The 25,140-nt window shown below is 71.2% G+C and carries 21 protein-coding genes and 1 pseudogene; 10 read left to right on the top strand and 12 right to left on the bottom strand.

Annotation, left to right across the window (positions count from 1 at the left end; all coding sequences use genetic code 11):
• The first annotated feature begins 191 nt into the window (after positions 1-191).
• From ACFV6X_RS07405 to ACFV6X_RS07390, 4 genes are all read left to right on the top strand, one after another.
• Positions 192-3,401, top strand: a complete 3,210-nt coding sequence (locus ACFV6X_RS07405) for a nitrate- and nitrite sensing domain-containing protein (protein WP_385378987.1) — start codon at positions 192-194, stop codon at positions 3,399-3,401.
• A gap of 10 nt (positions 3,402-3,411) precedes the next feature.
• Positions 3,412-3,825, top strand: coding sequence for a roadblock/LC7 domain-containing protein (locus tag ACFV6X_RS07400; RefSeq protein WP_054219305.1), 414 nt, complete (start codon positions 3,412-3,414; stop codon positions 3,823-3,825).
• A 94-nt stretch (positions 3,826-3,919) separates the two neighbouring features.
• Positions 3,920-4,492 carry a DUF742 domain-containing protein gene (locus tag ACFV6X_RS07395; protein WP_365450648.1) on the top strand — a complete coding sequence of 191 codons (573 nt, stop codon included), beginning with the start codon at positions 3,920-3,922 and terminating at the stop codon, positions 4,490-4,492.
• Complete coding sequence (locus tag ACFV6X_RS07390) at positions 4,473-5,054, top strand: ATP/GTP-binding protein (RefSeq protein ID WP_030216560.1); 582 nt, start codon at positions 4,473-4,475, stop codon at positions 5,052-5,054. Before ACFV6X_RS07395 ends, ACFV6X_RS07390 begins: the two co-directional genes overlap by 20 nt.
• A gap of 176 nt (positions 5,055-5,230) precedes the next feature.
• On the opposite strand, the gene ACFV6X_RS07385 is transcribed toward ACFV6X_RS07390, so the two are convergent.
• On the bottom strand, positions 5,231-5,428 hold the full coding sequence (locus ACFV6X_RS07385; RefSeq protein WP_385378984.1) for an acyl-CoA carboxylase subunit epsilon: 198 nt from the start codon (positions 5,426-5,428) through the stop codon (positions 5,231-5,233).
• A 57-nt stretch (positions 5,429-5,485) separates the two neighbouring features.
• Positions 5,486-7,018 carry an acyl-CoA carboxylase subunit beta gene (locus ACFV6X_RS07380; protein ID WP_385379302.1) on the bottom strand — a complete coding sequence of 511 codons (1,533 nt, stop codon included), beginning with the start codon at positions 7,016-7,018 and terminating at the stop codon, positions 5,486-5,488.
• Between the two features lie 399 nt (positions 7,019-7,417).
• On the opposite strand from ACFV6X_RS07380, the gene ACFV6X_RS07375 reads away from it, so the two are divergent.
• The 3 genes and pseudogenes from ACFV6X_RS07375 to ACFV6X_RS07365 all read left to right on the top strand — a co-directional run bounded on the left by ACFV6X_RS07375 (position 7,418) and on the right by ACFV6X_RS07365 (position 9,607).
• Complete coding sequence (locus ACFV6X_RS07375; RefSeq protein ID WP_385378981.1) at positions 7,418-8,020, top strand: YceI family protein; 603 nt, start codon at positions 7,418-7,420, stop codon at positions 8,018-8,020.
• A 135-nt stretch (positions 8,021-8,155) separates the two neighbouring features.
• Positions 8,156-8,653: pseudogene (locus ACFV6X_RS07370) on the top strand (N-acetyltransferase).
• A gap of 171 nt (positions 8,654-8,824) precedes the next feature.
• Positions 8,825-9,607 carry a serine protease gene (locus ACFV6X_RS07365; RefSeq protein ID WP_385378979.1) on the top strand — a complete coding sequence of 261 codons (783 nt, stop codon included), beginning with the start codon at positions 8,825-8,827 and terminating at the stop codon, positions 9,605-9,607.
• A gap of 84 nt (positions 9,608-9,691) precedes the next feature.
• On the opposite strand, the gene ACFV6X_RS07360 is transcribed toward ACFV6X_RS07365, so the two are convergent.
• Positions 9,692-11,038, bottom strand: a complete 1,347-nt coding sequence (locus tag ACFV6X_RS07360) for a hypothetical protein (protein ID WP_385378976.1) — start codon at positions 11,036-11,038, stop codon at positions 9,692-9,694.
• Between the two features lie 287 nt (positions 11,039-11,325).
• On the opposite strand from ACFV6X_RS07360, the gene ACFV6X_RS07355 reads away from it, so the two are divergent.
• Positions 11,326-12,036, top strand: coding sequence for a GPP34 family phosphoprotein (locus ACFV6X_RS07355; protein ID WP_385378973.1), 711 nt, complete (start codon positions 11,326-11,328; stop codon positions 12,034-12,036).
• A 454-nt stretch (positions 12,037-12,490) separates the two neighbouring features.
• On the opposite strand, the gene cimA is transcribed toward ACFV6X_RS07355, so the two are convergent.
• The gene (cimA, locus tag ACFV6X_RS07350) at positions 12,491-14,095 is read right to left on the bottom strand and encodes a citramalate synthase (RefSeq protein ID WP_385378970.1); all 1,605 of its coding nucleotides are present in this window, start codon (positions 14,093-14,095) and stop codon (positions 12,491-12,493) included.
• A 391-nt stretch (positions 14,096-14,486) separates the two neighbouring features.
• Here cimA and ACFV6X_RS07345 point away from each other — a divergent pair, with 391 nt between their 5' ends.
• Positions 14,487-15,779 carry a CehA/McbA family metallohydrolase gene (locus ACFV6X_RS07345; RefSeq protein ID WP_385378967.1) on the top strand — a complete coding sequence of 431 codons (1,293 nt, stop codon included), beginning with the start codon at positions 14,487-14,489 and terminating at the stop codon, positions 15,777-15,779.
• Positions 15,780-15,831: 52 nt separating this feature from the next.
• Here the strand turns inward: ACFV6X_RS07345 and ACFV6X_RS07340 are convergent, their stop codons facing one another.
• Genes ACFV6X_RS07340 through ureA form a run of 4 tightly spaced genes read right to left on the bottom strand, consistent with a single transcriptional unit; the run spans position 15,832 to position 19,914 of the window.
• Positions 15,832-16,440, bottom strand: coding sequence for a TetR/AcrR family transcriptional regulator (locus tag ACFV6X_RS07340; protein ID WP_385378964.1), 609 nt, complete (start codon positions 16,438-16,440; stop codon positions 15,832-15,834).
• Positions 16,441-16,448: 8 nt separating this feature from the next.
• On the bottom strand, positions 16,449-17,489 hold the full coding sequence (locus tag ACFV6X_RS07335; RefSeq protein WP_385378961.1) for an agmatine/peptidylarginine deiminase: 1,041 nt from the start codon (positions 17,487-17,489) through the stop codon (positions 16,449-16,451).
• Positions 17,490-17,500: 11 nt separating this feature from the next.
• Complete coding sequence (locus ACFV6X_RS07330) at positions 17,501-19,213, bottom strand: urease subunit alpha (protein ID WP_385378958.1); 1,713 nt, start codon at positions 19,211-19,213, stop codon at positions 17,501-17,503.
• Positions 19,210-19,914, bottom strand: coding sequence for an urease subunit gamma (gene ureA, locus ACFV6X_RS07325; RefSeq protein WP_385378955.1), 705 nt, complete (start codon positions 19,912-19,914; stop codon positions 19,210-19,212). Before ureA ends, ACFV6X_RS07330 begins: the two co-directional genes overlap by 4 nt.
• A 98-nt stretch (positions 19,915-20,012) precedes the next feature.
• Here ureA and ACFV6X_RS07320 point away from each other — a divergent pair, with 98 nt between their 5' ends.
• Positions 20,013-21,401: a cytosine permease gene (locus ACFV6X_RS07320; RefSeq protein ID WP_385378952.1), complete on the top strand. Its 1,389-nt coding sequence runs from the start codon at positions 20,013-20,015 to the stop codon at positions 21,399-21,401.
• Positions 21,402-21,656: 255 nt separating this feature from the next.
• Here the strand turns inward: ACFV6X_RS07320 and ACFV6X_RS07315 are convergent, their stop codons facing one another.
• The 4 genes from ACFV6X_RS07315 to ACFV6X_RS07300 all read right to left on the bottom strand — a co-directional run bounded on the left by ACFV6X_RS07315 (position 21,657) and on the right by ACFV6X_RS07300 (position 25,119).
• Positions 21,657-22,745: a branched-chain amino acid aminotransferase gene (locus tag ACFV6X_RS07315; RefSeq protein WP_385378949.1), complete on the bottom strand. Its 1,089-nt coding sequence runs from the start codon at positions 22,743-22,745 to the stop codon at positions 21,657-21,659.
• A gap of 271 nt (positions 22,746-23,016) precedes the next feature.
• Positions 23,017-24,060, bottom strand: a complete 1,044-nt coding sequence (locus ACFV6X_RS07310) for a 3-isopropylmalate dehydrogenase (protein ID WP_385378946.1) — start codon at positions 24,058-24,060, stop codon at positions 23,017-23,019.
• A 146-nt stretch (positions 24,061-24,206) separates the two neighbouring features.
• On the bottom strand, positions 24,207-24,338 hold the full coding sequence (locus ACFV6X_RS07305) for a hypothetical protein (RefSeq protein ID WP_385378943.1): 132 nt from the start codon (positions 24,336-24,338) through the stop codon (positions 24,207-24,209).
• A 244-nt stretch (positions 24,339-24,582) separates the two neighbouring features.
• Positions 24,583-25,119 carry an aminoglycoside 2'-N-acetyltransferase gene (locus ACFV6X_RS07300; protein WP_385378940.1) on the bottom strand — a complete coding sequence of 179 codons (537 nt, stop codon included), beginning with the start codon at positions 25,117-25,119 and terminating at the stop codon, positions 24,583-24,585.
• Between the last annotated feature and the right edge of the window lie 21 nt (positions 25,120-25,140).

Raw genomic sequence — 25,140 nt, 5'->3', positions numbered from 1 at the left:
TATGACCGTTTTATCTAGGGCTTGCGTCAGCGCGAATCAGCCCTTTCCCATGTTTGGAAGAGCGCAGGTCGACGTGCTGGAATGCCTGGACTGCCCAAAGGTCAAAGACGTACTCAGTGGTCGATGGCGAACTGGGCTCTGAGACACTGCGGCACGACGTAGGTGCCCGCCGCCGAGAGGTTGTTGGTCGAGTGAGGCGAAGCAACAAAGGTCCCGAGCCGCCCGCCCGGGGCAACTTCACCCCGCCGCCGCGCGGAGCGGCGCCCGCCCCCGCTGTGCCCGGTTCGGAGCAGGTGGCCGCGCCCGCTTCGAGCGGCGGCCGTTTCTCCCCGCGCAACTGGCGCGTGGCGACCCGGCTGAACGCGATCCTGCTCATCCCCGTGATGGTCGGACTGGTCATGGGCGGCTTCCAGGTGAAGAGCTCGATCGACACCTGGCAGGAGGCCGAGGACGCGGAGAGCACCGCGCGTCTGGTCCGGGCATCCCTGACCTACGCGGACGCCCTCTACACCGAGCGTGACCTCACCACGGCCCCGCTGCTGCTGGGCCGCGACCAGGCCACGGTCACGCAGGCGCGCAAGAAGACCGACGCCGCCGCGGACTCGTTCGACGAGGCCGCCCGGAACATGCCACAGAAGCCGGGCCTGGAGCGCCGGCTGAGCCTGTTCCGTGAGGCGGAGCCCAAGCTCCAGCAGCTGCGCCAGGTCGCGTACACCTCCCGGCTCGACGGCGTGAAGACGGAGGAGGGCTACGTAGAGGTCGCCCACCCCCTGATGGAGTTCGCCAACGAGCTGGGTCTGGGCACCGGAAACATCACCAGCTACGGCCGTACCGTCTACGCGATCTCGCTGACCAAGGCCGCGCTGTCGTTGGAGCGGTCCATCGGCACGCACATCCTGGTCAAGCCGGGTCCCAAGGACGCGGACCTGGCCAAGCAGCGCGTGGCGCTCTCCTCGTACGCCTACCTGGAGGGCATCGCCGTCGAGGAGTACATCGGCGGTGGCACCGAGGCCGACGCGCAGAAGCTGGAGGACGCCAAGAAGCGGATCCAGGCGGACGCCCAGCAGCAGGCCAAGGAAGCCCTGGCCAAGAACCCGGACTACCAGCCGCCGCCGTCGGACCCGGCCGTGATGGTCGGTGCCATGGCGGGTCTGACCACCACCGACCCCGCCGCCCGCGAGGCGCTCGCCCAGCAGGGCATCACCGCGGAGAACTGGTGGGCGGTCAACACCCTCAAGTACGACGCGTACCGGCAGATCGAGTCGGACATGGCCGACACCGCGGTGAACGAGGCCGCGAGCATCGCCGACGGCGCCAAGCAGGACGCGATCATCACCGGCGCCATCGTCGTGATCGCCCTGCTCGCCGCGTTCATCCTGGCCGGCATGGTGGCCCGCCAGATGAGCCGCTCGATGCGCCAGCTGCGCAACGCCGCCTTCGGCATCGCCGAGCAGCGGCTGCCGATGCTGGTCGACCAGCTCTCGCGCACCGACCCCGGTCGTGTCGACACCCGTGTCTCGCCCATCCCGATCTCCTCCACGGACGAGATCGGCGAGGTCGCCCGGGCCTTCGACCAGGTCCACCGCGAGGCCGTCCGGCTCGCCGCCGAGCAGGCTCTGCTCCGGGGCAACATCAACGCGATCTTCACCAACCTCTCGCGCCGCAACCAGTCGCTGATCGAGGGCCAGCTGACCCTGATCACCGACCTGGAGAACAACGAGGCCGACCCGGACCAGCTGGAGAACCTCTTCAGGCTGGACCACCTGGCCACCCGTATGCGCCGCAACGGCGAGAACCTCCTGGTGCTCGCGGGCGAGGAGCCCGGCCGCCGCTGGGACCAGCCGGTCCCGCTGGTCGACGTGGTGCGCGCCGCCTCCTCCGAGGTGGAGCAGTACGAGCGCATCGAGATATCCGGTGTGCCCGAGGCCGAGATCCACGGCCGTGCCGTGACCGACCTCGTGCACCTGCTGGCCGAGCTGCTGGAGAACGCCACCACGTTCTCCTCCCCGCAGACCAAGGTCCGTGTCACCGCGACCCGGCTGCCCGACGGCCGCGTGATGATCGAGATCCACGACAAGGGCATCGGCCTGACCGCCGAGGACTTCGCGGACATCAACCACAAGCTGGCCAACCCGCCGACCGTGGACGCCGCGATCTCCCAGCGCATGGGTCTGTTCGTGGTCGGCCGGCTGTCCGACCGGCACGGCATCCGCGTCCAGCTTCGCCCCTCGGGCGAGCAGGCGGGCACCACCTCGCTGGTCATGCTCCCCGACGCCATCACCCACGGCGGTGGCGGTGAACACGCCCCGGACCGCGACGAGTTCACCGTCTCGCAGATCATCCCGGAGCAGCAGTTCCAGGGTGAGAACTTCGGCCAGCCGATGCTCACGGCCGCCGAGCTCGGCTTCGACGACAGCCGCTACACCGAGGTCCCGGACGACATCCGCGACCTGGACCCGGTGGGCCGCTCCCTGATGCGCGAGGAGCGCCGCGCGGCCCTGGAGGCCCAGGCCGGCGGCCCGGAGCAGGAGGGGCAGGGCTACGGCGACGGCGGCTACGACGGCGCAGCCGGCCAGGCGACCTACGACAACGGCGGGAACGCCTACCCCGAGCAGGCCGCGGCCTACGGTCAGCAGCCGGGGTACCAGGAGCAGACGTCGTACGAGAACCAGCAGCAGCAGTCGTACGACGAGCAGTATTTCGCGCCGAACGGGATGCCGCAGAGCGATGGTTTCCCGACCAACGGCGGCTACCCGGAGCCGGGTTATGCGGAGCCGGTCCAGGCGAAGCCCTCGGCCGCACCGGCCGCTTCCCCGGACTCCTTCTCAGCCTTCGAAGAGCCGTCCTACCAGGGCGACTGGCCACAGCGTGACGGCTACCAGAACGGCTACGGCAACCAGTACGCTCCCGAAGCGGAACCCACGCAGGCCGCTGACGCCGGTGAGCGGGACCGCGTAGGCTTCGAGCGTCCGGGGCCGGGCCACTCCGCTCCGCACGCGCTGACCGACGCCGGGCTTCCCCGCCGGGGAGCCACCGGTGGCGGCCAGGCGGCCGGCCGGTCCGCGAACCAGGACACACCGGCCCCTTCGGCGGACGGCGACGCCGACGACAGCTGGCGCTCGGCCAACGACGAGCGCTGGCAGCAGGCCTCGCAGCTGCGCAAGCCCAAGGCGGGCGGGGTCACCTCCTCCGGCCTGCCGCGGCGGGTACCCAAGGCCAATCTGGTCGAGGGCACCGCGGAGTCGACCCCGCAGGGCGGCCCCCAGGTCTCCCGCGCTCCCGAGGACGTCCGGGGCAGGTTGAGCAACCTGCGCCGGGGAGTCCAGCGGGGACGCAGCGCAGGAAGTGAAACGAACGGCCAGGGCTTCGGTCCTGACAGCACCTACAACCAGGAGCGTTAGTGTGAGCCCGATGAGCCAGGCGGCACAGAACCTGAACTGGTTGATCACCAACTTCGTGGACAACACCCCTGGGGTGTCCCACACGGTGGTGGTCTCCGCCGACGGACTCCTTCTGGCGATGTCCGAAGGCTTCCCCCGCGACCGTGCCGACCAGCTCGCGGCCGTCGCCTCCGGTCTGACCTCACTGACCGCCGGCGCCTCGCGCATCTTCGAGGGCGGCCACGTGAATCAGACAGTTGTGGAGATGGAGCGAGGATTCCTCTTCATCATGTCCGTTTCCGACGGGTCTTCCCTCGCGGTTCTTGCGCACCCTGAAGCGGACATCGGCCTCATTGGGTACGAGATGGCGCTTCTGGTGGACCGCGCGGGCACGGTCCTGACTCCGGATCTTCGTGCGGAGCTCCAAGGAAGCCTTCTCAACTAAGAGACAGACGGTGCGATTTCGCGTCCCGTGGCCGTAAGGTTTCGGGACGCGGCTCCGCAGCGATGGGTGCCCGGCACAGTCGGAGGAGGAGAAAGTGGCAACACCCCCAAGCGGTTCATCATCGGGCAACTGGTCGTACGGCCCTGGCCAGGGGCAGAACGACGGTTCCCGGAACCGGTACAACTTCCCCTCCACACCGAGCCACCGGCAGCCGTACGCGCCACAGGGCCCTGGTCCCTCGCCGTACGACCAGCCGAACGCACCGCGCATCCAGCCGGTGCAGCCGCAACGCCGCACCCCTGAGCCGGCGCCCGCCGGGGCGTCGAACAATCCCCTGGTGCGCCCGTACGCGATGACGGGCGGCCGCACCAGGCCGCGGTACCAGCTCGCCATCGAGGCACTGGTGCACACCACCGCGCAGCCGCACCAGATGCAGGGCCAGTTGCCCGAGCATCAGCGGATCTGCAACCTCTGCCGGGAGATCAAGTCGGTGGCCGAAATCTCGGCCTTGCTGACGATCCCTCTCGGCGTGGCCAGGATCCTCGTCGCCGACTTGGCGGAGGCGGGCCTGGTCGCCATCCATCAGCCCGGCGGCGACGAGAACGCCGGCGGCCAGCCAGACGTGACACTGCTCGAAAGGGTGCTCAGTGGACTTCGCAAGCTCTAGCGGCGGTCCTTCCCGCTCCACCACCTCGGCGAAGATCGTGGTGGCGGGTGGCTTCGGCGTGGGCAAGACCACGTTCGTCGGGGCCGTCTCGGAGATCAACCCGCTGCGTACCGAGGCCGTCATGACGTCAGCTTCGGCCGGCATCGACGACCTCACCCACACCGGGGACAAGACGACCACCACGGTCGCCATGGACTTCGGCCGCATCACGCTGGACCAGGACCTGATCCTGTACCTGTTCGGCACCCCCGGCCAGGACCGTTTCTGGTTCATGTGGGACGACCTGGTGCGCGGCGCCATCGGCGCGATCGTCCTCGTGGACACCCGCCGCCTGGCCGACTGCTTCCCCGCGGTCGACTACTTCGAGAACTCGGGTCTGCCGTTCGTCATCGCCCTCAACGGCTTCGACGGCCAGCAGCCGTACCAGCCCGACGAGGTGCGTGAGGCGCTCCAGATCGGCCCTGACACCCCGATCATCACGACGGACGCCCGGCACCGCGCGGACGCCAAGTCGGCGCTGATCACGCTGGTCGAGCACGCGCTCATGGCGCGCCTGCGGTAAGCAGCCGTACGACTCCGAAGGGCCCTCTCCGCATCGGAGGGGGCCCTTCGCACGGGCGCACTCGCCCCGGGTTTCCCCGTCACGACGCCAAGAGGGGCCCCTCCGATGCGGAGGGGCCCCTCTTGGCGTCATGGAACCGGTTCCCGGCGCTGTGGGAACCGGCCGGTCGGCGCTGCCTAGCCGTGCCAGCTGTGCGGGGCGCGGAAACCGGGCTCGCGCTCCAGGCGGCGCCAGCCGGCCTTGGCGCGGCCGCTGTGCGCCGGGGCCGCCGTGGACGTGTGGGCCGCGGCGCGGGCCAGGAGGATGGCCGTGATGGCGGCGACTTCCTCGGGCTCGGCGTGGCCCTTCTCGACGCGGATGTCAGGGGTGCTCATGGCAGTCAGTCTCCGTGGATGAGGTTTCCGCGAGGGTGCCGCGGAGGGTCCGCTGGGTTACTGCGGGGGGTTGCCGTGCTTGCGCGAGGGCAGGTCGGCGTGCTTGGTGTGCAGCATCGCCAGGGACCGGACCAGTACCTCGCGGGTCTCCGCCGGGTCGATGACGTCGTCCACGAGACCGCGCTCGGCCGCGTAGTACGGGTGCATGAGCTCGGACTTGTACTCCTTGACCATCTTCTGCCGCATGACCTCGGGGTCCTCGGCGTCGGCGATCTGGCGGCGGAAGATGACGTTGGCGGCACCCTCCGCGCCCATCACGGCGATCTCGTTAGTCGGCCAGGCGTAGGTGAGGTCCGCACCGATGGACTGGCTGTCCATGACGATGTAGGCACCTCCGTACGCCTTGCGCAGGATCAGGGAGATACGGGGCACGGTCGCGTTGCAGTACGCGTACAGCAGCTTCGCCCCGTGGCGGATGATTCCGCCGTGCTCCTGGTCGACGCCGGGAAGGAACCCGGGGACGTCCAGGAAAGTGACGATCGGGATGTTAAAAGCGTCACACATCTGGACAAAGCGTGCAGCTTTTTCGCTGGCCTCGATGTCCAGGACACCCGCCAGCACCTGTGGCTGGTTGGCGATGATGCCGACGACCTGGCCGTCCAGCCGGGCCAGCGCGCAGATGATGTTGCGCGCCCAGCGCTCGTGGACCTCCAGGTAGTCGCCGTCGTCGACGATCTCCTCGATGACCTTCGTCATGTCGTACGGCCGGTTCCCGTCCGCCGGGACCAGGTCCAGCAGGACGTCGGAGCGGCGCTCGGGGGCGTCGGAGGAGTCGACCCGGGGCGGGTTCTCCCGGTTGTTCTGCGGGAGCAGGGAGAGGAGGTAGCGCACCTCGGCGATGCAGGTCTCCTCGTCGTCGTACGCGAAGTGGCAGACGCCGGAGGTCTCGGCGTGCACATCGGCGCCGCCGAGGCCGTTCTGGGTGATCTCCTCGCCGGTCACCGCCTTGACCACGTCGGGGCCGGTGATGAACATCTGCGAGGTCTCGCGGACCATGAAGACGAAGTCGGTGAGGGCGGGCGAGTACGCCGCGCCGCCGGCGCACGGGCCGAGCATGACGCTGATCTGCGGGATGACACCGGACGCCTTGGTGTTGCGCTGGAAGATGCCGCCGTAGCCGGCGAGGGCGCTGACACCCTCCTGGATCCGGGCACCGGCGCCGTCGTTGAGCGAGACCAGCGGGGCACCGGCCGCAATGGCCATGTCCATGATCTTGTGGATCTTCGTCGCGTGGGCCTCGCCGAGGGCACCGCCGAAGATGCGGAAGTCGTGGGCGTAGACGAAGACCGTGCGGCCCTCCACCGTGCCCCAGCCGGTGATGACACCGTCGGTGTACGGCTTCTTGGTCTCCAGGCCGAAGCCGGTCGCCCGGTGCCGGCGCAGCTGCTCGACCTCTCGGAAGGAGTCCGGGTCGAGCAGCAGCTCAATGCGCTCGCGGGCGGTCAGCTTGCCCTTGGCGTGCTGTGCCTCGGTCGCCCGCTCGCTGGGGCCGGCCACCGCCTGCGTGCGGATCTCGTGCAGTTCGGCCACTCGCCCGCGAGCGTCCGTCGGCTCGCCGGTCGGCTCGCTCGTCGACTCACCCGTCGCCTCATCCAAAACGGTCATGTAGCGACCTTACGAAGAGGAGCAAGGAAAGCGAGCCGTCGACTCCGTACAGTCTCCGGGTCGTTTTCCTGGTACCCCTGAACAGAACCGAGGCGGCATGTACGCGTTCCGACTGCTCAGAGGGCCTCGGCGTTGTAGAGGTCACACAAACTGGCCAGCTGTGAGCCACGCAAGATTCATGTCCGGCCGATGCCATCCGTGGAGTGACACGTGAGCCTATCGCGACACTCCGGCGATGAGGTTGAAAATTGAACGGAATAAGTCTACGGTCACTGTCGTTGGCATGGTTGAACATTCAACAGCCCCGTCCCCAAGGAGCACATCATGGGTATCTTCGGCAGCAGGAACAGCGGCACCACAACCAAGGCCACCGGCGTGAACCCGGAGCTGGCCGCCCTGACCGGCGACTACACGATCGACCCCTCGCACACCTCGATCGGCTTCGTCGCCCGGCACGCCATGGTGACGAACGTGAAGGGCAAGTTCCTCGACTTCACCGGCGCGCTGCACCTGGACGGCTCCGACCCGTCGCGGTCCACGGCCACCCTCGACGTCAAGATGGACAGCATCAGCACCGGCAGCGACGACCGTGACGGCCACCTGAAGAGCGCCGACTTCTTCCAGACCGAGCAGTTCCCGACGATGACGTTCCGCTCCACCAAGGCCGAGGCGCTCGGTGGCGACGACTACCGCATCACCGGTGACCTCTCGATCCTCGGTGTCACCAAGCCGATCACGATCGACCTGGAGTTCAACGGCACCGCGAAGGACCCCTTCGGCAACGACCGCGTCGGCTTCGAGGGCAAGGCGGAGATCCTGCGCTCCGAGTGGGGCCTGACCTGGAACGCCGCGCTGGAGACGGGCGGCGTCCTGGTCTCCGACAAGATCAAGCTCAACTTCGACATCTCGGCGATCAAGAACGCCTGACGGCGGGACGCCCGCCCTTGACGTCTGCCGAGCGCGCCCGCCCTCCACTCCCCCGAGGAGGGGGCGGGCGCTCGTCGTTCCGGCTCGTCCACCCGGGGCGGGTGCATGCCGACCAGGCTGAGGCATGCCGCGCCGATGACCTGGTTGCCACCCGACTTCGTACATCCCCCGCGCGTCGCGATCCCCGAGGGGACGGCCATCACCTGCGGCCGATCAGCGGGGCCGACGCGCCACTCGACTGACCCGCCGTGACGGGGTCACGGGAGCGGCTGTGGTCGATGTTCGGCAAGGCCAGGGGATGGCCCGTCGGCCACGATGTCGTACGAGGCGAATCAGGCCGACCTGGAGCGGCACGCCGCCGAGATCGACGCGCACGAGTCCTTCACCCACACCGTGGAGAACGCGGACGGGACGGCGCCGCGCGGGTGCGTCTCCATCGATCCGCCGGAGAAGGCCGGGGCGGACGCCGAGATCTCCCGCTGGGTGGTGGACGGCGAGGTCGGCGGCCGACTGGAGCGGGCGCTGGACCTGTTCGTGCCGCGGTGGATCGCCGAGGGGTGGCCCGTCGAGCGGCCGCGGTGCGTGGGCCGGGATCCGACGTGGGACGAGTGGCTGGCGCTGCCCGACCGGTGAGCCCGCCGATCCGACGGCCGGGACGGGCGCAGGGGCGCCCGTCAGCCACCGCGGGTTGGCCGGATTGTGGTGCTTGTGTGCGGGGTCACAGCGTTCTCATAATCCTCCAACGGGAATTGACATGCGCCTGACATTCCCGTTTCCCCCGGACCCCCCACGGAAGGCGTCAAGGTGAAGACTTTCCTCAAGGCCCTCAAGAGATGCGCGGTCGCCGCCGCCGCCACGCTCGCGGTCGTCAGCCTTCAGCCAGTGTCGGCCGCGCAGGCGGCCCCCTCGCCGGTGGTCGGCGGCACCCGTGCCGCGCAGGGCGAGTTCCCGTTCATGGTCCGGCTGTCGATGGGCTGTGGCGGCGCGCTGTACTCCCAGCAGATCGTGCTGACCGCCGCGCACTGTGTGGGCGCCAGCGGCAACAACACCGGCATCACCGCGACCGCCGGTGTGGTGGACCTGCAGTCCACCAGCGGCCGGGTCCAGGTCCGCTCCACCAAGGTCCACCGAGCCCCCGGCTACAACGGCAACGGCAAGGACTGGGCGCTCATCAAGCTCGCCCAGCCGATCAACCTGCCTACCCTGAAGCTCGCCACCACCGCGCAGTACAACACCGGCACCTTCACCATCGCCGGCTGGGGTGCGGCCCGCGAGGGCGGCGCCCAGCAGCGTTACCTGCTCAAGGCGGACGTGCCGTTCGTCAGTGACGCCACCTGCCGTTCGTACAGCGGCTACAGCGGCCTCATCGCCAACGAGGAGATCTGCGCCGGGTACACCGCGGGCGGTGTGGACACCTGCCAGGGCGACTCCGGCGGCCCCATGTTCCGCCGTGACGCGGCCGGCGCCTGGGTCCAGGTCGGCATAACCAGCTGGGGCATCGGCTGCGCCCGCCCGAACGCCCCCGGCGTGTACACCGAGGTCTCCACCTTCGCCTCGGCGATCGCCTCGGCGGCGGCCACGCTCTAGGCCGGACAACCGCCCTGCGCTCCACAGACGTTCGGGCCCGGTGCCGTATCGGCACCGGGCCCGTCCCGTGTCCGCGTACGGACCTCAGAACCCGCCTCCGAAGTCCCCTCCCCCGCCGAAGTCGCCGCCGCCGAAACCGCCGAAGCCGCCGCTGAAGTCGTCCGTGTTGAAGTCCGCGCCGGAGACTTCGCCGCCCTGGTAGCCGCCGAAGTCGCCGTAGCCGGAGCCGTAGTCGGCGGCGTAGGACGGGGTGGCCATGGCGCTGCCGAGCAGGGTGCCGACGAGCAGGCCGGGAAGGATGCCGCCGCCGAAGTAGCCGCCGGCCCAGGGGCCGTAGGCCGGGCCCGCGTCCCAGTACGGGCGGCGGCCGGAGGCCGTGTCGACCTCGCGGATCATCGGGTCCTGGCCGTCGGACAGGCGGGCCTGGTCGGCCGCGCAGACCGGCACCTGGCGGGTCGCGCCCTCCGCGGGTGTCCAGGTGACATCGGCGACCGAGGGGCCGTGGCGCGGATCGAAGAAGCACGGCGGACGGCGTTCGGGGAGTTGGCGCCCCTCGCGGCGGGCGGCGAGCGCCGCCAGCGCGAAGCGGCCGTCCTCCAGGGACTGCGTGACCGGCCGTACGTCCTCGGGCCTGCCGGCCGCCGCCATCTGCGACTTGGCCTTCTCGTAGGCGTCCAGCGCGTGTTCGTAGTCCGCGCGCATGGCGTCGTCGGCGCCGGGTTCGCCGGGGTGGAAGTCCAGGCGGTCCAGTTCCTCGCCGAAGGCGGTGATGTCCTCGTCGACCACCACCCGCAGCTTTGCCAGCGCCGCCCGCCGCTCCTCCTCCTGGCGGCGGCGGTTGCGGCGGACGAGCCCGTAGGCGCCCGCGCCGCCGGCGGCCAGCACCGCGCCGAGGGTGATCAGGCCGGTGGTCGGGACGCCGTCACCGGTGCTCTGGCCCCAACTGCTCGGGGCCGCGCCGCCGACGTTGCGCAGGGCGCCGTCGACGAAGTCGTTCAGCTGCGCCTTGACGTCGCCCGCGCTCTGCACGGACGTCACCAGGTTGGACACGGCCGAGCGGCTCAGTACGCGGCTGTCGGCGCGGGCGTCGAAGGCGTCGCCGAGCCGGATGCCGTACAGACCGGTGACGCCGGTCTGGGTACGCAGGTTCTGGAAGAGGTTCTGCGTGGGGTAACCGTCCGGGAGGACCGCCACGAAGACGGGTTTGTCGGCGTCCCTGATCTTGTCGGCGAGCGCTTCGGCGTCCGACGCGGACAGCAGGCCGGACGCGGCCGGGTCCACGTAGACCGGGCTCTCGCGCAGGGCCGCGGCGACCTTGGACAGATCGGTGGCCGCGTGCGCGCCCGGCGCACCGGCCACCAGTACCGCCAGCACGGCGGCGACAGGCACGATCAGCAGGCGTAGGAGCCTTTGTACGAGCGCGGCCTTCATATGTTCGAAGCTACCTGAACAGGTACAGAAACGGACATCGGTCCCGGGAGAGAAATTCCCTCCCAGGAACGACGCCCGCCGCGGTGGCGGTCGCCGTGGGGCGGGGCGGCGACCGGCTGCGGGCAGCCACGCGAGCCGGTCGCCGTACTGCGGATAGGCTTCCCGCGCCCCATCGTGGAGATACGGGTAGCCGTGCCGGTGGCGGAACAGGCCCGCGGGCCCGTCCCGGACCTCACCGGTCGCAGCAGCCGAGGGGCCGTATCGACGCCCGTGACCTGGAGCTCGAGATGACCACACCGCAGGATCTGCTGATCGTCACCCTCAACATCCCCTCCAGCCATGACCTGGGTCAGGGCGATCTGTCGCTCGCCCTGGCCGGCGCGGAAGTGCTCGACCTCGTGGCTGCCGGGGCCCTCACCCTGGAGGGCGACCGCCTCGTACCCGGCGCCGAGCGCGCCACGGGGGACCGCCTGCTGGACGAGGCCGAGGCGGCGCTGGTCCGGCAGCAGCCGTACGAGACGATCGAGGAGTGGCTGTGGCGCCGGGGGCGCGGGCTGGCCGAGGCCTATGTCGCCGCGCTCGAGGCGGAGACGCCGACGGCGGACGCGGGACGCCGTCACTGGCTGCGCCGGCGGAGCGAGCCGGCCCCGGCGGCGATCGACTCGCCCTCACGCCACCACGCCAACGAGCGCTGGGCCGACCAGGAGCCGGTCCTGGTGGGCCTGGCGAACTCGCTGGGCATCGGGGAGCGGTCGGGGAACGGGGCGAACGACACCGGGGCCACGGACGACGCCGCCTCCGACGACGTCACGACCGACCCCGCCGGGACCGTTGAGGCCGACGAGCTCGCCACCGACACCGCCTTCACCGGTGGCGGCGACGGGCCCGTGGTGACGGTCCTCGCCGCCCTCGGCGACGCGCTGACGGAACTGGAGGCAGTCCGCCAGCGCCGCCGTATCGAGGAGGACGCCTTCGACAACGTGTGGCGAGCTCCCTGACCTTCCCCGAACCAGCCGCCCCAGCGCTCGGTACGGCCACAGGCACCGGGCCGGTCCGGCCCACGGCGCCCGCACCTCCTCGGCTCCGCACCAAGTCCGGGACCGCCCGGACCAGGACGTGGCAGCGGGACTTGGGCAGCGGGCAGCCGAGTCCCCAGGGATCCGGCGGCACCCCTCCCCCGGTCGCGGTCGCGTCGCGAGGACCGGGCACCGGGCCGATCCAGGCCCGCATCGCCATATCGCCCGCCGCCCCGCGCTCTCGGCTCCGCACAAGGGAGCCCATCCCCGGCCGGGACGGCGGGCCGCGGTCGGGTCTTCGGGATCGGCGGGAGCCCCCGGCCGGTCGCGGCCAGGCCGCGCCGCGAGGACGCCCCCGTGCACCGGGCCTGTCCGCGCCCGCATCGCCCCGCCGTCCGCCCGCCGGAGGCGGGGCGCGGTGGTCCCTCATGGCCCCTTACGACGCCGGCTCCACCCCCGCGCGGAGGAGGCCGTAGGTGTAGGCGTCCTCCAGGGCCTGCCAGGAGGCGGCGATGACGTTTTCCGCGACGCCCACCGTGGACCACTCGCCCGTGCCGTCGGAGGTGGCGATCAGGACGCGGGTCGTGGACTGGGTGCCGTGCTTGCCCTCCAGGATGCGGACCTTGTAGTCCACCAGCTCCAGCTTGGCCAGCTGCGGGTAGATCTTCTCCAGCGCGACCCGCAGCGCCCGGTCCAGGGCGTTGACCGGGCCGTTGCCCTCGGCGGTCGCGACGATCCGCTCGCTCTTGGCCCACAGCTTCACCGTGGCCTCGTTGGCGTGGCTGCCGTCGGGGCGGTCCTCGACGATCGCGCGCCAGGACTCGACCTCGAAGTACTTCAGCGGCCTGCCCTCGACCTCGGTGCGCAGCAGCAGCTCGAAGCTGGCGTCGGCGGCCTCGTAGGTGTAGCCCCTGAGCTCGTGCTCCTTCACCCGCTCCACGACCCGCCCGACCAGCTCACGGTCGCCGCCGAGGTCGATGCCGAGCTCCTTGCCCTTGAGCTCGATGGAGGCGCGGCCCGCCATGTCGGAGACCAGCATCCGCATGGTGTTGCCGACCTGCTCGGGGGCGATGTGCTGGTACAGGTCCGGGTCGACCTTGATGGCGGAGGCGTGCAGGCCGGCCTTGTGCGCGAAGGCGGAGACACCGACGTACGGCTGGTGGGTAGAGGGCGTCAGGTTGACGACCTCGGCGATGGCGTGCGAGATGCGGGTCATCTCGCGGAGGTGGCCCTCGGGCAGGACCTTCTTGCCGTACTTCAGTTCCAGGGCGGCGACCACGGGGAAGAGGTTGGCGTTGCCGACGCGCTCCCCGTAGCCGTTCGCCGTGCACTGGACATGCGTCGCGCCCGCGTCGACCGCGGCAAGGGTGTTGGCGACGGCGCAGCCCGTGTCGTCCTGGGCGTGGATGCCGAGCCGGGCGCCGGTGTCGGCGAGGACCGTCGAGACGACCGCCTGGACCTGGGCGGGGAGCATGCCGCCGTTGGTGTCGCAGAGGACCACGACGTCGGCGCCCGCCTCGGAGGCGGCACGGACGACGGCCTTGGCGTACTCGGGGTTGGCGCGGTAGCCGTCGAAGAAGTGCTCGCAGTCGACGAAGACGCGGCGGCCCTGTTCCTTCAGGAAGGACACCGTGTCGCGGACCATCTCCAGGTTCTCGTCCAGGGTGGTGCGCAGGGCGAGCTCGACGTGCCGGTCGTGCGACTTGGCGACCAGGGTGATCACCGGGGCGCCGGCCGCCAGGAGCGCCTTGACCTGCGGGTCCTCGCTCGCCCTGACCCCGGGGCGGCGGGTGGCGCCGAAGGCGACCAGTTGGGCGTGGCGGAACCTGATCTCCTGCTGGGCGCGGGCGAAGAACTCCGTGTCCCGCGGGTTGGCGCCCGGCCAGCCGCCCTCGATGAAGCCCACGCCGAAGTCGTCCAGGTGCCGTGCGATGGCCAGCTTGTCCGCGACGGTGAGGTTGATGCCCTCCCGCTGGGCGCCGTCGCGCAGGGTGGTGTCGAAGACGTGGAACGAGTCGTCGAGCTCGCTGGTTTCCGTCATGGTCTGAAGGCTCCTGAGGTATGAATCTCGGTCTGTACCGGAATGACCGGCTCCACCGTCCCCTATGATCCCTCGCGCTGGACTCCCGGCTGATGGTGGGCCAGAAAAGCGAAAAACCCCTCGCGGGTGCGAGAGGTCTGCGCGCGGGTCGAGGACGACGGTGGCCGCCCGTACCTGGTCGTACGTGGCGGTCACTGCGGACCGGCGCGCCTGCTGCCAATAATCATCGTGGCGAACGAGAGCACGGGGGCAGTCTGGCACAAGGCGCCCCTCGTCTCACCGATGTCTCAGGATGCGGTCGGCGGGGTCCCGCCGTCCTGCTCATCCACCGTTAACCCCTCGCACGGCGCCCAGTCTGGCCATGTTCCTGCCAACACCGTGAGGTAGGGGCATGGGAGATCTGGGACACCACCACGACCACATCCACGGACACTCGGACCCGCACCAGGCCGCCCACGGCCACGACCACGGGCAGTCGTCGTCCGGCACCAGCCGCCGGGCACTGCTCGGCGCCGCGGGTGGCCTCCTGTTCCTGGCCGCGGCGCCGGGCACCGCGCAGGCCGCCACGACCCGGACCGCGCGGGACGGCAGGGCGCTCGCGGCGGCCACCCGCAGCGGTGCCGGCCGTGCCTCGCTGATCACGCAGGGCACCACACTGGTCCACGCCGACCTGCACAACCACACGGCCATGTCGGACGGCGACGGCGACCCGGCGCTGGCGTTCGGCTCGATGCGCGACGCGGGTCTGGACGTGGCCGCGCTCACCGACCACAGCGGCGTCTTCACCATCGGGGGCCTCAGCTCCTCGGAGTGGCGACGCACCGCTCAGCTGGCCGACGCGGCGAACGTGCCCGGCGTCTACACCGCCATCCGCGGCTTCGAGTGGACCCACGCGCTGCTCGGCCACGCCAACGTCTGGTTCTCCGACAGCCACGTCGACATGTCGGCGGCGCCGGGCATGAGCGCGTTCTTCGACTGGCTTGACGACAAGGACGCGGTGGCCGGCTTCAACCATCCCGGCCGGGAGGAGCTGCGGTTCAACGAGTTCGGGTACAACGCCGCGGTGCACGACCGCATGGTCAGCCTGGAGATGTTCAACCGCACCGACGACTACCTCTTCGAGGGCTGGTCCTCGGGCAAGTCCTCGCCCCTGGTGGCCTGTCTGAACGCGGGCTGGCGCACCGGCCTGACCGGCGTGACCGACGAGCACGGCACCGACTGGGGGTTCCCCGAGGGCAAGGGCCGCAGCGGTCTGTGGGTCACCGAGAACACCCGCGCGGGCGTGCTGGAGGCGATGCGGGCCCGCCGGTTCTTCGCCACCCGGGTCTCCGGGCTGCGGCTGGACGCCACGGCCGCGGGGGTGCGGATGGGCGGTCAGCTGCCCTTCCCGGCGGGTGACGTGACCTTCCAGGTCGACCTCGACCGGGGTGCGGAGTGGGCGGGCAGGCCGCTGCACATCCAGGTGCTGCGCCCGGGCAGCCGCGCCCCGGAGGTGGTCGACGTCATCGAGACGACGTCCGGCCGGATCACCTCCTTCACCGTGCCGCTGAACTCCGTGGACGGCGCCTGGGTGGTGCTGCGGGTCTCCGATCCGACCCAGGCCAACGGCTCCCCGGGCCCGGCCGGTCACCCGTGCAACGACTGGGGCGTGGCCTACAGCAGCCCCTGGTGGCTCCAGGGCTGAGCCGGCAGCCGGGGGCGGCGCGGGGTCGTGGTGCGCGGGACCGGCACACGGCCTACGCCCCGTCGCCGCCCCCTGCCAGCCCGTCGTCCAGGAACTCCCGTACATGGCCGAGGATCTGCGCGCGGTCGGTCCCCCGCAGCCCGATCGCCACGTGGATGGAGAAGCCGTCGAGCAGCGCGCGCAGCCGGGCCGCGAACCGGTCCGGGTCCACGGCGCGGAACTCGCCCCGCGACACCCCCTCAGCGATCAGCGCGACCAGGTCGCGGTGCCAGGCGCCCTCGATGGCGGCCTGCCGGGCGCGGGCGTCCTCGTCGGCGTTCTGCGAGCGGTTCCAGACCTCCAGCCAGAGCGTCCAGCGCGGGTCGCGGTGCCCGTCGGGCACGTAGAGATCGACGTACGCGTCGAGCCGCTCCCGCGCGCCCCCACCACGGCTGAGCAGCCGTCCGCGCTCGGCACCCAGCTGCCCCTCGCTCCACTCCAGGGTCCGCAGCAGCAACTCGTCCTTGCTGCGGAAGTAGTACAGAAGATGCCCACTGCTCATCCCCACCTCCCGCCCCAGCGCCGCCATGGTGAGCTTCTCGAGACCGCGCTCGGCGATCATCTCCATGGCGGCGGCGAGGACTTCCTCACGCGGCGGTGCCTGTCTGCGCCCACCTGCCATCGCTGCTCCTAGATCTTCGGCTGCTGCTGGGTGATGCAGTGGATTCCTCCACCCCCCGCGAAGATCGTACGGGCGTCCACCAGGGTCACCGTCCGCTCCGGGAACAGGCGGCGGAAGACGCCCGCGGCCAGCTCGTCGCGCGGGTCGTCGAAGGCGCACAGGACGACGCCGCCGTTGCAGAGGTAGTGGTTGATGTAGGAGTAGTCGGCCCAGTGGCCGTCGGCCTCCAGGACGGTCGGGGCGGGCACCTCGACGACCTCGAGGGCACGGCCGCGGGCGTCGGTGGCCGACCGGAGGCGGCCGATGACCTCCTTGGTGACCTCGTGGTCGGGGTGCGCGGGGTCGGGCTGGTGGTGGGCGACCACGACGCCGGGGCGGGCGAAGGCGGCGACGATGTCGACGTGGCCGAGGGTGCCGAAGCCGTGGGGCGGGTAGTCGCCGGTGAGGCCGCGGGGCAGCCAGACGGCCTTGCGGGTGCCGAGGTGGGCGTGGATCTCGGCCTCGACCTGCTCGCGCGTCCAGCCCGGGTTGCGCTCGGGGCCGAGCTGGACCGTCTCGGTCAGCAGCACCGTGCCCTCGCCGTCGACATGGATCGCGCCGCCCTCGTTGACGAGCTGCGAGGCGTACGTCTTCGCGCCCGCGAGGTCCGAGACGTACCCGCCGATCTTCGCGTCGTGCTCCCAGCGGGCCCACTCCTGGGCGCCCCAGCCGTTGAACGTCCAGTCGACGGCGGCGAGTCCGCCGGCCTGGTTGGTCAGGAACGTGGGGCCGATGTCCCGCATCCAGGCGTCGTCGAGGTCGCGTTCGACGGTGTCGACGCTCTCGCCCAGCAGGGCGCGGGCCTGCTCCGACTGACCGGGGCCGCACACCACCGTCACCGGCTCGAAGCGGCGGACCGCGCGGGCCACCGAGGCCCAGGCGTGCCGGGCGGCGGCGAGGTCCTCGGGGTCGTCGAAGGTGGGGTTCGGGCCCGGCCACGCCATCCAGGTGCGCTCGTGCGGGGTCCACTCGGCGGGCATGCGGAAGCCGTCGGCTGCGGGGGTGATCATGTCGCGGGTCCTTAGAGGAAGTACAGACGGTTGAGGGAGACGGACTCGGCCGGTTCGGAGCGCAGCGGGTCGCCGTCGAGGGTGACCAGTCCGGTGCGCCCGTCGACGTCGACCTGTCCGGTGCGGGAGTTCAGGCGCAGGTCGGCCGGGCCGATCCCGCGGGTGCCGCGCACGGCGACCCTGCGTCGGCGGGTCGGCATGGTGTCGTGGCCCTGGTCGAGGGCGGCCTGGGCGACGAACGCGACGGAGATGTCGGCGGGGGTCGCGCCGTGCGCGCCGAACTGCGGGCCCAGCACGAGGGGTTCGCAGGTGTCGGTGGCCGCGTTGGGGTCGCCGACCACGCCGTACGCCGGGAAGCCGGCCTTCAGCACGAGCTGCGGCTTGGCGCCGAAGTACTCCGGTCGCCACAGCACGAGGTCGGCGAGCTTGCCGACCTCGATCGACCCGACCTCGTGCGCCAGGCCGTGCGCGATGGCCGGGTTGATGGTCAGCTTGGCCATGTACCGCAGAACGCGCTCGTTGTCGTGCTCGTCCGGGGCGCCGAACTCGGCCTTCATCTTCCCGGCCATGGCGAACGTACGGCGCACCGTCTCGCCCGCGCGCCCCATGCCCTGCGCGTCCGACGAGGTGATGCCGATGGCGCCCAGGTCGTGCAGCACGTCCTCGGCGCCCATCGTGCCGGCGCGGATGCGGTCGCGGGCCATGGCGGCGTCGCCGGGCAGGTCGGTCTTGAGATCGTGGACGGAGACGATCATGCCGTAGTGCTCGGCGACCGCGTCCCGGCCGAAGGGCAGGGTGGGGTTGGTGGAGGAGCCGATGACGTTGGGCACCCCGGCCATCTTCAGCACGTTGGGGACGTGTCCGCCGCCGCAGCCCTCGATGTGGAAGGCGTGGATCGTGCGGCCCTCCAGGACGCGGAGGGTGTCCTCCACCGAGAGGCATTCGTTCAGGCCGTCGCTGTGCAGGGCGACCTGGACGTCGTGTTCCTCGGCGACGCGCAGCGCGGTGTCGAGGGCGCGGGTGTGGGCGCCCATGTCCTCGTGCACCTTGAAGCCGCTCGCCCCGCCCTCGGCAAGCGCCTCGATCAGCGGGGCGTCGTGGGAGGACGAACCCCGGCCGAGGAAGCCGATGTTGACCGGCCAGGCGTCGAAGGCGCCGAACGCGTGCCTCAGCGCCCAGGGCGAGTTGACGCCGACCCCCCACACCGGGCCGAACTCCTGGCCGATGAGGGTGGTCACGCCGGACGCCAGCGAGGCCTCCATGATCCGCGGCGACAGCAGATGGACGTGGGTGTCCACGGCCCCGGCGGTGGCGATCAGCCCCTCTCCGGAGACGATCGACGTGCCCGTGCCGACCACGACGTCGACCCCGTCGAGGGTGTCGGGGTTCCCGGCCCGCCCGATCGAGCAGATCCGGCCCTCGCGGATGCCGATGGAGACCTTCCGGATCCCCTGCACCGCGTCGATCACGACGACGTTGCTGATCACGACGTCACAGGTGTCGCGGACGGCGGCGGCCTTGAGGTGCAGCCCGTCGCGGGCGGTCTTGCCGAAACCGGCGAGGAACTCGTCGCCGTAGCGCTGGGAGTCGGACTCCACACGGATCGTCAGGCCGGAGTCGCCGAGGCGGATCCGGTCGCCGGCGCGCGGGCCGTGCGTGGCCGCGTAGGCGTGCGGGTCGACGTGGATCGACTCGCTGATCTCCCGTCCCTTCGAGCGGCTCATCGCTCGCCTCCTTCCGGTGTGGTTCCCGTGGCCCCCAGATAGCCGCAGGCCGCGGCCCGTCGCAGGGCCTCGTCCTTCGCTCCCGGCGCGTCCAGCGGCCCGTCGACCAGCCCGGCGAATCCGATCGCGACCCGCTCGCCGCCGATCGGCACGAGCCCGACGTCGCGGCTCTCCCCCGGCCCGAAGCGCACGGACGACCCGGCGGGCACCGCGAGCCGCATCCCGTAGGCGTCGGCCCGTGCGAAGTCCAGCCGCGGGTTGGCCTCGAAGAAGTGGAAGTGCGAGGTCACGGAGACGGGCACGGTCGCGGTGTTGGTGACGGTCAGCCGCACCACGGCCTCGGGCTCGGCGTGCTCGGGCCCCGGCAGCAGTGCGCCCGGCGCCCGCTCCCCCAGCCTGCCGCCGATCGGCGCGGACACGACCGCGAGCCGTGAACCGTCGTCGAAGACGGCCTCGACGTGCACCTCGGTGACGACGTCGGCGACGCCCGGCAGGACGTCGTCCGGGCCGAGCGCCGCGCGGGCGCGCTCGACGGCCTCGGCGAGCCGGGCGCCGTCGCGGGCCGCCTCGCAGACGGTGTCCGCGATCAGCGCGGTGGCCTCCGGCACGTTCAGTCTCAGGCCGCGGGACTTCCGGGACCGGGCCAGCTCGGCCGCCGAGAAGAGCAACAGCCGGTCACGTTCCGTAGGGGTCAGTCTCACGACGCGGGCACCTCCTTGTCGTCTTCGATTTAGAACATCACTCTAAACACCAGGTCCCGGAATGGAAACATTGACGGATCGACACGGGGGACGTCACATTGAACACCGCTCAAACGGGCTCCAACCTCTGCCTCGGAGTGATCGTCTTCGGCTGGCTGCCGCCGTCCTTCGGGCTGGACTGGTGGGGTTCGGTGAGCGCGATCCTGGTCGGTACGGTCGTCGGCACGGCGGTCACGGCCCCACTCGCCCTGATCTCCCTGCGCACCGCCACCAACCTGTCGACGTCCTCGGGCGCCCAGTTCGGCGTGCGCGGCCGGCTGGTCGGTTCGGTCGTCGGGCTGCTGCTGGCCCTCGGCTACACCGCGCTGACCGTGTGGATCGGCGGTGACGTGACGGTGCGCGTCCTGGAGCGGCTCTTCGGGCTGTCGGCCGGCGGGGTGTCGTACGGCCTGGTCTACGCGCTGCTCGCCGCGGCCACCGTCGCCGCCGCGGTCTACGGCTACCGCCTGCTGCTCGCCCTGTCGCGCGTCCTCGCGATCGGCATGACCGGCCTGCTGGTCCTCGGACTCATCGCCTACGCCCCCGACTTCACCACCCGCGCGCTCCCGCAGGCGGGCGGCCATCTGCTCGGCGGCTTCTGGCCTACGTGGGCGCTCGCCACGGTGGCCGCCGGCCTGTCCGGCCCGATCGCGTTCATCACGCTCCTCGGCGACTACACGCGCTACATCTCCCCGGCCCGCCACTCCTCCCGCCGGGTGCTGCGTGCCACCTGGCTGGGCCTGCTGCTCGGGCTGCTGGTCCCCCAGCTCTTCGGCACCTTCACCTCGTACGCCGCCCGCGCGGCCCTCGACTACGCCGGGCCGCTGGTCACGGCCTCGCCGGCCTGGTACCTGGTCCCGCTGCTGCTCGCCGCCTCCGCGGGCTCGGTCGGCAACGCCGGGCTGATGCTCTACTCGATGGGCCTCGACCTGGACGCCATCCTGCCGCGCGCCTCCCGCGCCCGGGCCACCTGCGCGGTCGCGGTCGTCGCCACCGCCTGTGTCTTCGCCGGCCATCACGCCTGGGAGGCGCAGGCCGCGATGACGTCGTTCGTCCTGCTGCTGACGGCGATCGGCACGCCCTGGGCGGTGATCACCCTGATCGGTTTCGTCCGCTGCGGCGGGGCGTACGAGGCGCAGGCGCTCCAGGTCTACAACCGCCGGGCACGGGGCGGGGCGTACTGGTACCGGTCCGGCTGGAACATACCGGCCACGGTGTCGTGGGCGCTGGGGGCGGGAGTGGGCCTACTGGCGGTGTCCCTGCCGTCGTACGAGGGCCCCCTGCTGTCCCTGACCGGCGGGGTGGACTGCAGCTTCCTCCTGTCGGGGGCGGTGGGCGGCCTGGCCTACGTCCTGATCCCCCAGCCCGGACCTGCCGGACGGCCACCCCGGCCGCACTCCGTCCCGGCCGCCCCCGGCACCGGCGTGCTCAGCCCGTCCGGCGATTGAGGACGAGGCTGGTCAGGCAGAGGCGGGGGCCCGGGCTCAGGGCCGGGCCCCCGGGAGCCGGGGCCAAGGGACAGGCCGGGAGCCGGGTCCGGAGCCGGGAGCCGGGCTCCGTGGGCGGCCGAGCCCGGCGCCGGCGTGCTCAGCCCGTCCGGCGGTTGAGGACGAGGCTGGTCGGGCTGAAGCCGGGGCCCTGGCCCCGGCGCGGTGCGCACCGGCGCCGGGGGTCGACTCGGCGCCGGAGGCGCCCCCGCTTGCTCAGGCCAGCTGGTGCATCCAGCCGTGCGCGTCCTCTGCCGTGCCGCGCTGGATGTCCAGGAGGGCACGGCGCAGGCGCATGGTGACCTCACCGGGCTCGCCGCCCGACTGCTGCCACTCGCCGGACGCGCGCTTGACCGTGCCGACCGGCGTGATCACGGCGGCCGTACCGCAGGCGAAGACCTCGGTGAGGGTGCCGTTCTCCGCGTCGCCCTGCCACTGCTCGACGGAGATCCGGCCCTCCTCGGCCGTGTAGCCCAGGTCGCGGGCGACGGCGAGGAGGCTGTCGCGGGTGACGCCCTCCAGGATGGAGCCGGTGAGCGACGGCGTGACGATTCGGTCGCCGTACACGAAGTACAGATTCATGCCGCCCAGTTCCTCGACCCACTTGTGCTCGACGGCGTCGAGGTAGCAGACCTGGTCGCAGCCCTTGGCCGCGGCCTCGGCCTGGGCGAGCAGGGAGGCCGCGTAGTTGCCGCCGGTCTTGGCGTCGCCCATGCCGCCGGGGACGGCGCGGACGCGGTCGTCGGAGACCCAGATGGAGACCGGCCTGACGCCGCCCGGGAAGTAGGCGCCGGCCGGGGAGGCGATGACGAGGAAGAGGTACTCGTTGGCGGGCTTCACGCCCAGCCCGACCTCGGTGCCGATCATGAAGGGACGCAGGTAGAGGGATTCCTCGCCGCCGTGCGCCGGCACCCACGCCTTGTCCTGGCGGACCAGCGCGTCACAGGCCTCGATGAACGTCTCGACCGGCAGCTCGGGCATCGCGAGCCGGCGGGCGGAGCGCTGGAAGCGCAGGGCGTTCTGGTCGGGCCGGAAGGTGGCGACCGAGCCGTCGGGACGGCGGTAGGCCTTCAGGCCCTCGAAGATCTCCTGCGCGTAGTGCAGGACGTGGGTGGCGGGGTCGAGGGAGATCGGCGCGTACGGGACGAGCTGTCCGTCGTGCCAGCCGCGGCCCTCGGTCCACTTGATGGTGACCATGTGGTCGGTGAAGTGGCGGCCGAAGCCGGGGCTGGCGAGGATTGCCTCGCGCTCCGCGTCGGAGAGCGGGCTGGCGGAGGGCTTGAGCTCGATCGTGGGCGTCGTCATCAGTGGTTGTCCTTCACCGTTGGTAGTGACGGGCCGCGCTCACGCCCGTACTGCCAGTGGCCAGTGCTAGGACGTCCGAACATTCCCTCATTCCGCGGCTCCGCGTTCGATTATCGCGCGCGGGTGGCCGTGGACGGAAAACGGCATGAATGCGGCCCAGGGGTTGATGGTCGCACCCGACGGGGACAGTGAAAAGCCGCCGGGTGCGGATTGCGACCCGGCGGCTTCGAAGTCTGCAGGTACTCTGCAGCGGCGTTTCGAGTGGCGCGGGTCAGCCGGCTACTCGTACGGCGAGCGCGTCGCCGATCTCGGAGGTGCCGCGCTCCGGCTTGCCGACCCGCTCGGCGAGGTCGGCGGCGACCGCCTCCTCGATGCCGGTCGCCTCGGCCTCCAGGCCCAGGTGGCGGAGCAGCAGCGCGACGGACAGGATCGTGGCGGTGGGGTCGGCCTTGCCCTGGCCGGCGATGTCGGGCGCGGAACCGTGCACGGGCTCGAACATCGAGGGGAACTCGCCGGACGGGTTGATGTTCCCGCTCGCGGCGACGCCGATGCCGCCGGAGACGGCCGCGGCGAGGTCGGTGATGATGTCGCCGAAGAGGTTGTCCGTGACGACGACGTCGAACCGCTCGGGCTGGGTGACCAGGTAGATGGTCGCGGCGTCGACGTGGATGTACTCGGTGGTGACCTCGGGGTACTCCTCGGCCACCTTGTTGAAGATGTTCGTCCACAGGTGGCCCGCGAAGGTGAGCACGTTGTTCTTGTGGACCAGCGTGAGCTTCTTGCGCGGACGGGCCTGTGCGCGGGCGAAGGCGTCGCGGACGACGCGCTCGACGCCGTAGGCCGTGTTGACGGACACCTCGGTGGCGACCTCGTGCTCGGTGCCCTTGCGGATGGTGCCGCCGTTGCCGGTGTAGGGGCCCTCGGTGCCCTCACGGACGACCACGAAGTCGATCCGCGGCTCCCCGGCGAGCGGGGTGGCGACGCCGGGCAGCAGCTTCGACGGACGCAGGTTGACGTGGTGGTCGAAGGCGAAGCGGAGCTTGAGCAGGAAGCCGCGCTCCAGGACGCCGGAGGGGACGCCGGGGTCACCGATGGCGCCCAGCAGGATGGCGTCGTGCTGCTTGAGGGCGTCGAGGTCGGCGTCGGTGAGGGTCTCACCGGTGGCGTGGTAGCGCCGGGCGCCGAAGTCGTACTCCTTTGTCTCCAGCTTCACATCCTGCGGGAGCGCGGCGGAGAGGACCTTCAGGCCTTCGGTCACGACCTCCTGGCCGATGCCGTCACCGGGGATCACTGCGAGATTGATGCTGCGAGACATGCGGGCACCCTACTCCTCGTCCCATGGGATGACATGCGGTGTCCGCGATATGGACATGCGCGGTCCCCCGGACGACGGCGGTCGGCGCGGGCGTGTCCGCGCCGCGCCCCTTCTGACCCGGCTCCCGCAGGGACTCGCAGCCGGCCTCAGTGGCCGGTCTCGCCGCCGTTGTCCCGGCGGTCGAGGGCTCGCTGGAGGGCGGCCGCGGCGTTCTTGCGGTCGGAGTCACTCGTACGGGAGACGTGACGGATTCGGCGGCGGACGGTCGTCTCGGCCATGGGAAATCGACTCCTTCGAATGCGTGGAGTGCGGCAGGGGTTTTCGAGACGCCGGGTGGGCGGGGAGCGGGCCGCAGGGGTTGCCTGCACGGGGCCCGGCTCACGACCGCCATTCGCTGGATCTGGCGAGACGTTCGGCTCCTACAAAGCTAGGCGAGGACGGAGCATCTGTCTCCACAATTACTCGGACTTCCTACTATCTGAGACGCCGTATGACGTCACACGGCACTGACCTGCGCCTTTGCTAGAGGACGTCGCCGTCGCGCCAATCGAAGACCAGTTCACCTTCGGCACCGGTCACCCGTTCGGTCGCCACCGGCCACACATAGGTGGAGCCCTCCTCCTCGGGCAGCCGGACCACGCCGTCCGGGCCGAGCGCGCAGACCCGCCCGCCCCACGCCTGCCAGCCCCGGGCCTCGTACAGCCGGGCTCCGTCGTCGCTGGCGGACAGGGCGCCCATCGCGTAGGCGCGGGTGATGATCCCCTCCAGAGCCGCCATGACCCGTCCCCCGAGTCCCGTGCGCCGCACATCGTGCCGTACGGCGACCGCCTCGACGTACCCCACCCGCAGCCACCGCGGCCCGTGCCGTACCCGCCGCATGACGACCGCGCCGTGTGCGGCGAGCCCGCGCTCGTCGTGCACCAGGGCGTGCATGCCGCCCAGCGCGTGATCCCAGTCGGAGTCACCGAAGTCGGCGTCGAAGGCGTCGTACAGAAAACCCCGGACGGCGCGCAGTTCGGCGGGGCCGAGGTCCGCGGTGTGGACGGTACGGGTGGTCATGGGACCAGTATCGCGGGGGTA

It is taken from the genome of Streptomyces sp. NPDC059861 (assembly GCF_042731435.1).
In the GTDB taxonomy this organism is placed as follows: domain Bacteria; phylum Actinomycetota; class Actinomycetes; order Streptomycetales; family Streptomycetaceae; genus Streptomyces.
Note: the sequence above shows the minus strand (reverse complement) of the source record. Positions and strands in the feature narration are given on the sequence as shown.

Excerpts from the sequence above, each read along its gene's own strand:
- ACFV6X_RS07385 (WP_385378984.1), bottom strand. The coding sequence starts at position 5,428 with ATGAGCACCCCTGACATCCGCGTCGAGAAGGGCCACGCCGAGCCCGAG.
- ACFV6X_RS07345 (WP_385378967.1), top strand. The coding sequence starts at position 14,487 with ATGGGAGATCTGGGACACCACCACGACCACATCCACGGACACTCGGAC.
- ACFV6X_RS07305 (WP_385378943.1), bottom strand. The coding sequence starts at position 24,338 with ATGGCCGAGACGACCGTCCGCCGCCGAATCCGTCACGTCTCCCGTACG.
- ACFV6X_RS07360 (WP_385378976.1), bottom strand. The coding sequence starts at position 11,038 with ATGAAGGCCGCGCTCGTACAAAGGCTCCTACGCCTGCTGATCGTGCCT.
- ACFV6X_RS07300 (WP_385378940.1), bottom strand. The coding sequence starts at position 25,119 with ATGACCACCCGTACCGTCCACACCGCGGACCTCGGCCCCGCCGAACTG.
- ACFV6X_RS07375 (WP_385378981.1), top strand. The coding sequence starts at position 7,418 with ATGGGTATCTTCGGCAGCAGGAACAGCGGCACCACAACCAAGGCCACC.
- ACFV6X_RS07315 (WP_385378949.1), bottom strand. The coding sequence starts at position 22,745 with ATGACGACGCCCACGATCGAGCTCAAGCCCTCCGCCAGCCCGCTCTCC.
- ACFV6X_RS07355 (WP_385378973.1), top strand. The coding sequence starts at position 11,326 with ATGACCACACCGCAGGATCTGCTGATCGTCACCCTCAACATCCCCTCC.
- ACFV6X_RS07400 (WP_054219305.1), top strand. The coding sequence starts at position 3,412 with ATGAGCCAGGCGGCACAGAACCTGAACTGGTTGATCACCAACTTCGTG.
- ACFV6X_RS07310 (WP_385378946.1), bottom strand. The coding sequence starts at position 24,060 with ATGTCTCGCAGCATCAATCTCGCAGTGATCCCCGGTGACGGCATCGGC.
- ACFV6X_RS07335 (WP_385378961.1), bottom strand. The coding sequence starts at position 17,489 with ATGATCACCCCCGCAGCCGACGGCTTCCGCATGCCCGCCGAGTGGACC.
- ACFV6X_RS07330 (WP_385378958.1), bottom strand. The coding sequence starts at position 19,213 with ATGAGCCGCTCGAAGGGACGGGAGATCAGCGAGTCGATCCACGTCGAC.
- cimA (WP_385378970.1), bottom strand. The coding sequence starts at position 14,095 with ATGACGGAAACCAGCGAGCTCGACGACTCGTTCCACGTCTTCGACACC.
- ACFV6X_RS07340 (WP_385378964.1), bottom strand. The coding sequence starts at position 16,440 with ATGGCAGGTGGGCGCAGACAGGCACCGCCGCGTGAGGAAGTCCTCGCC.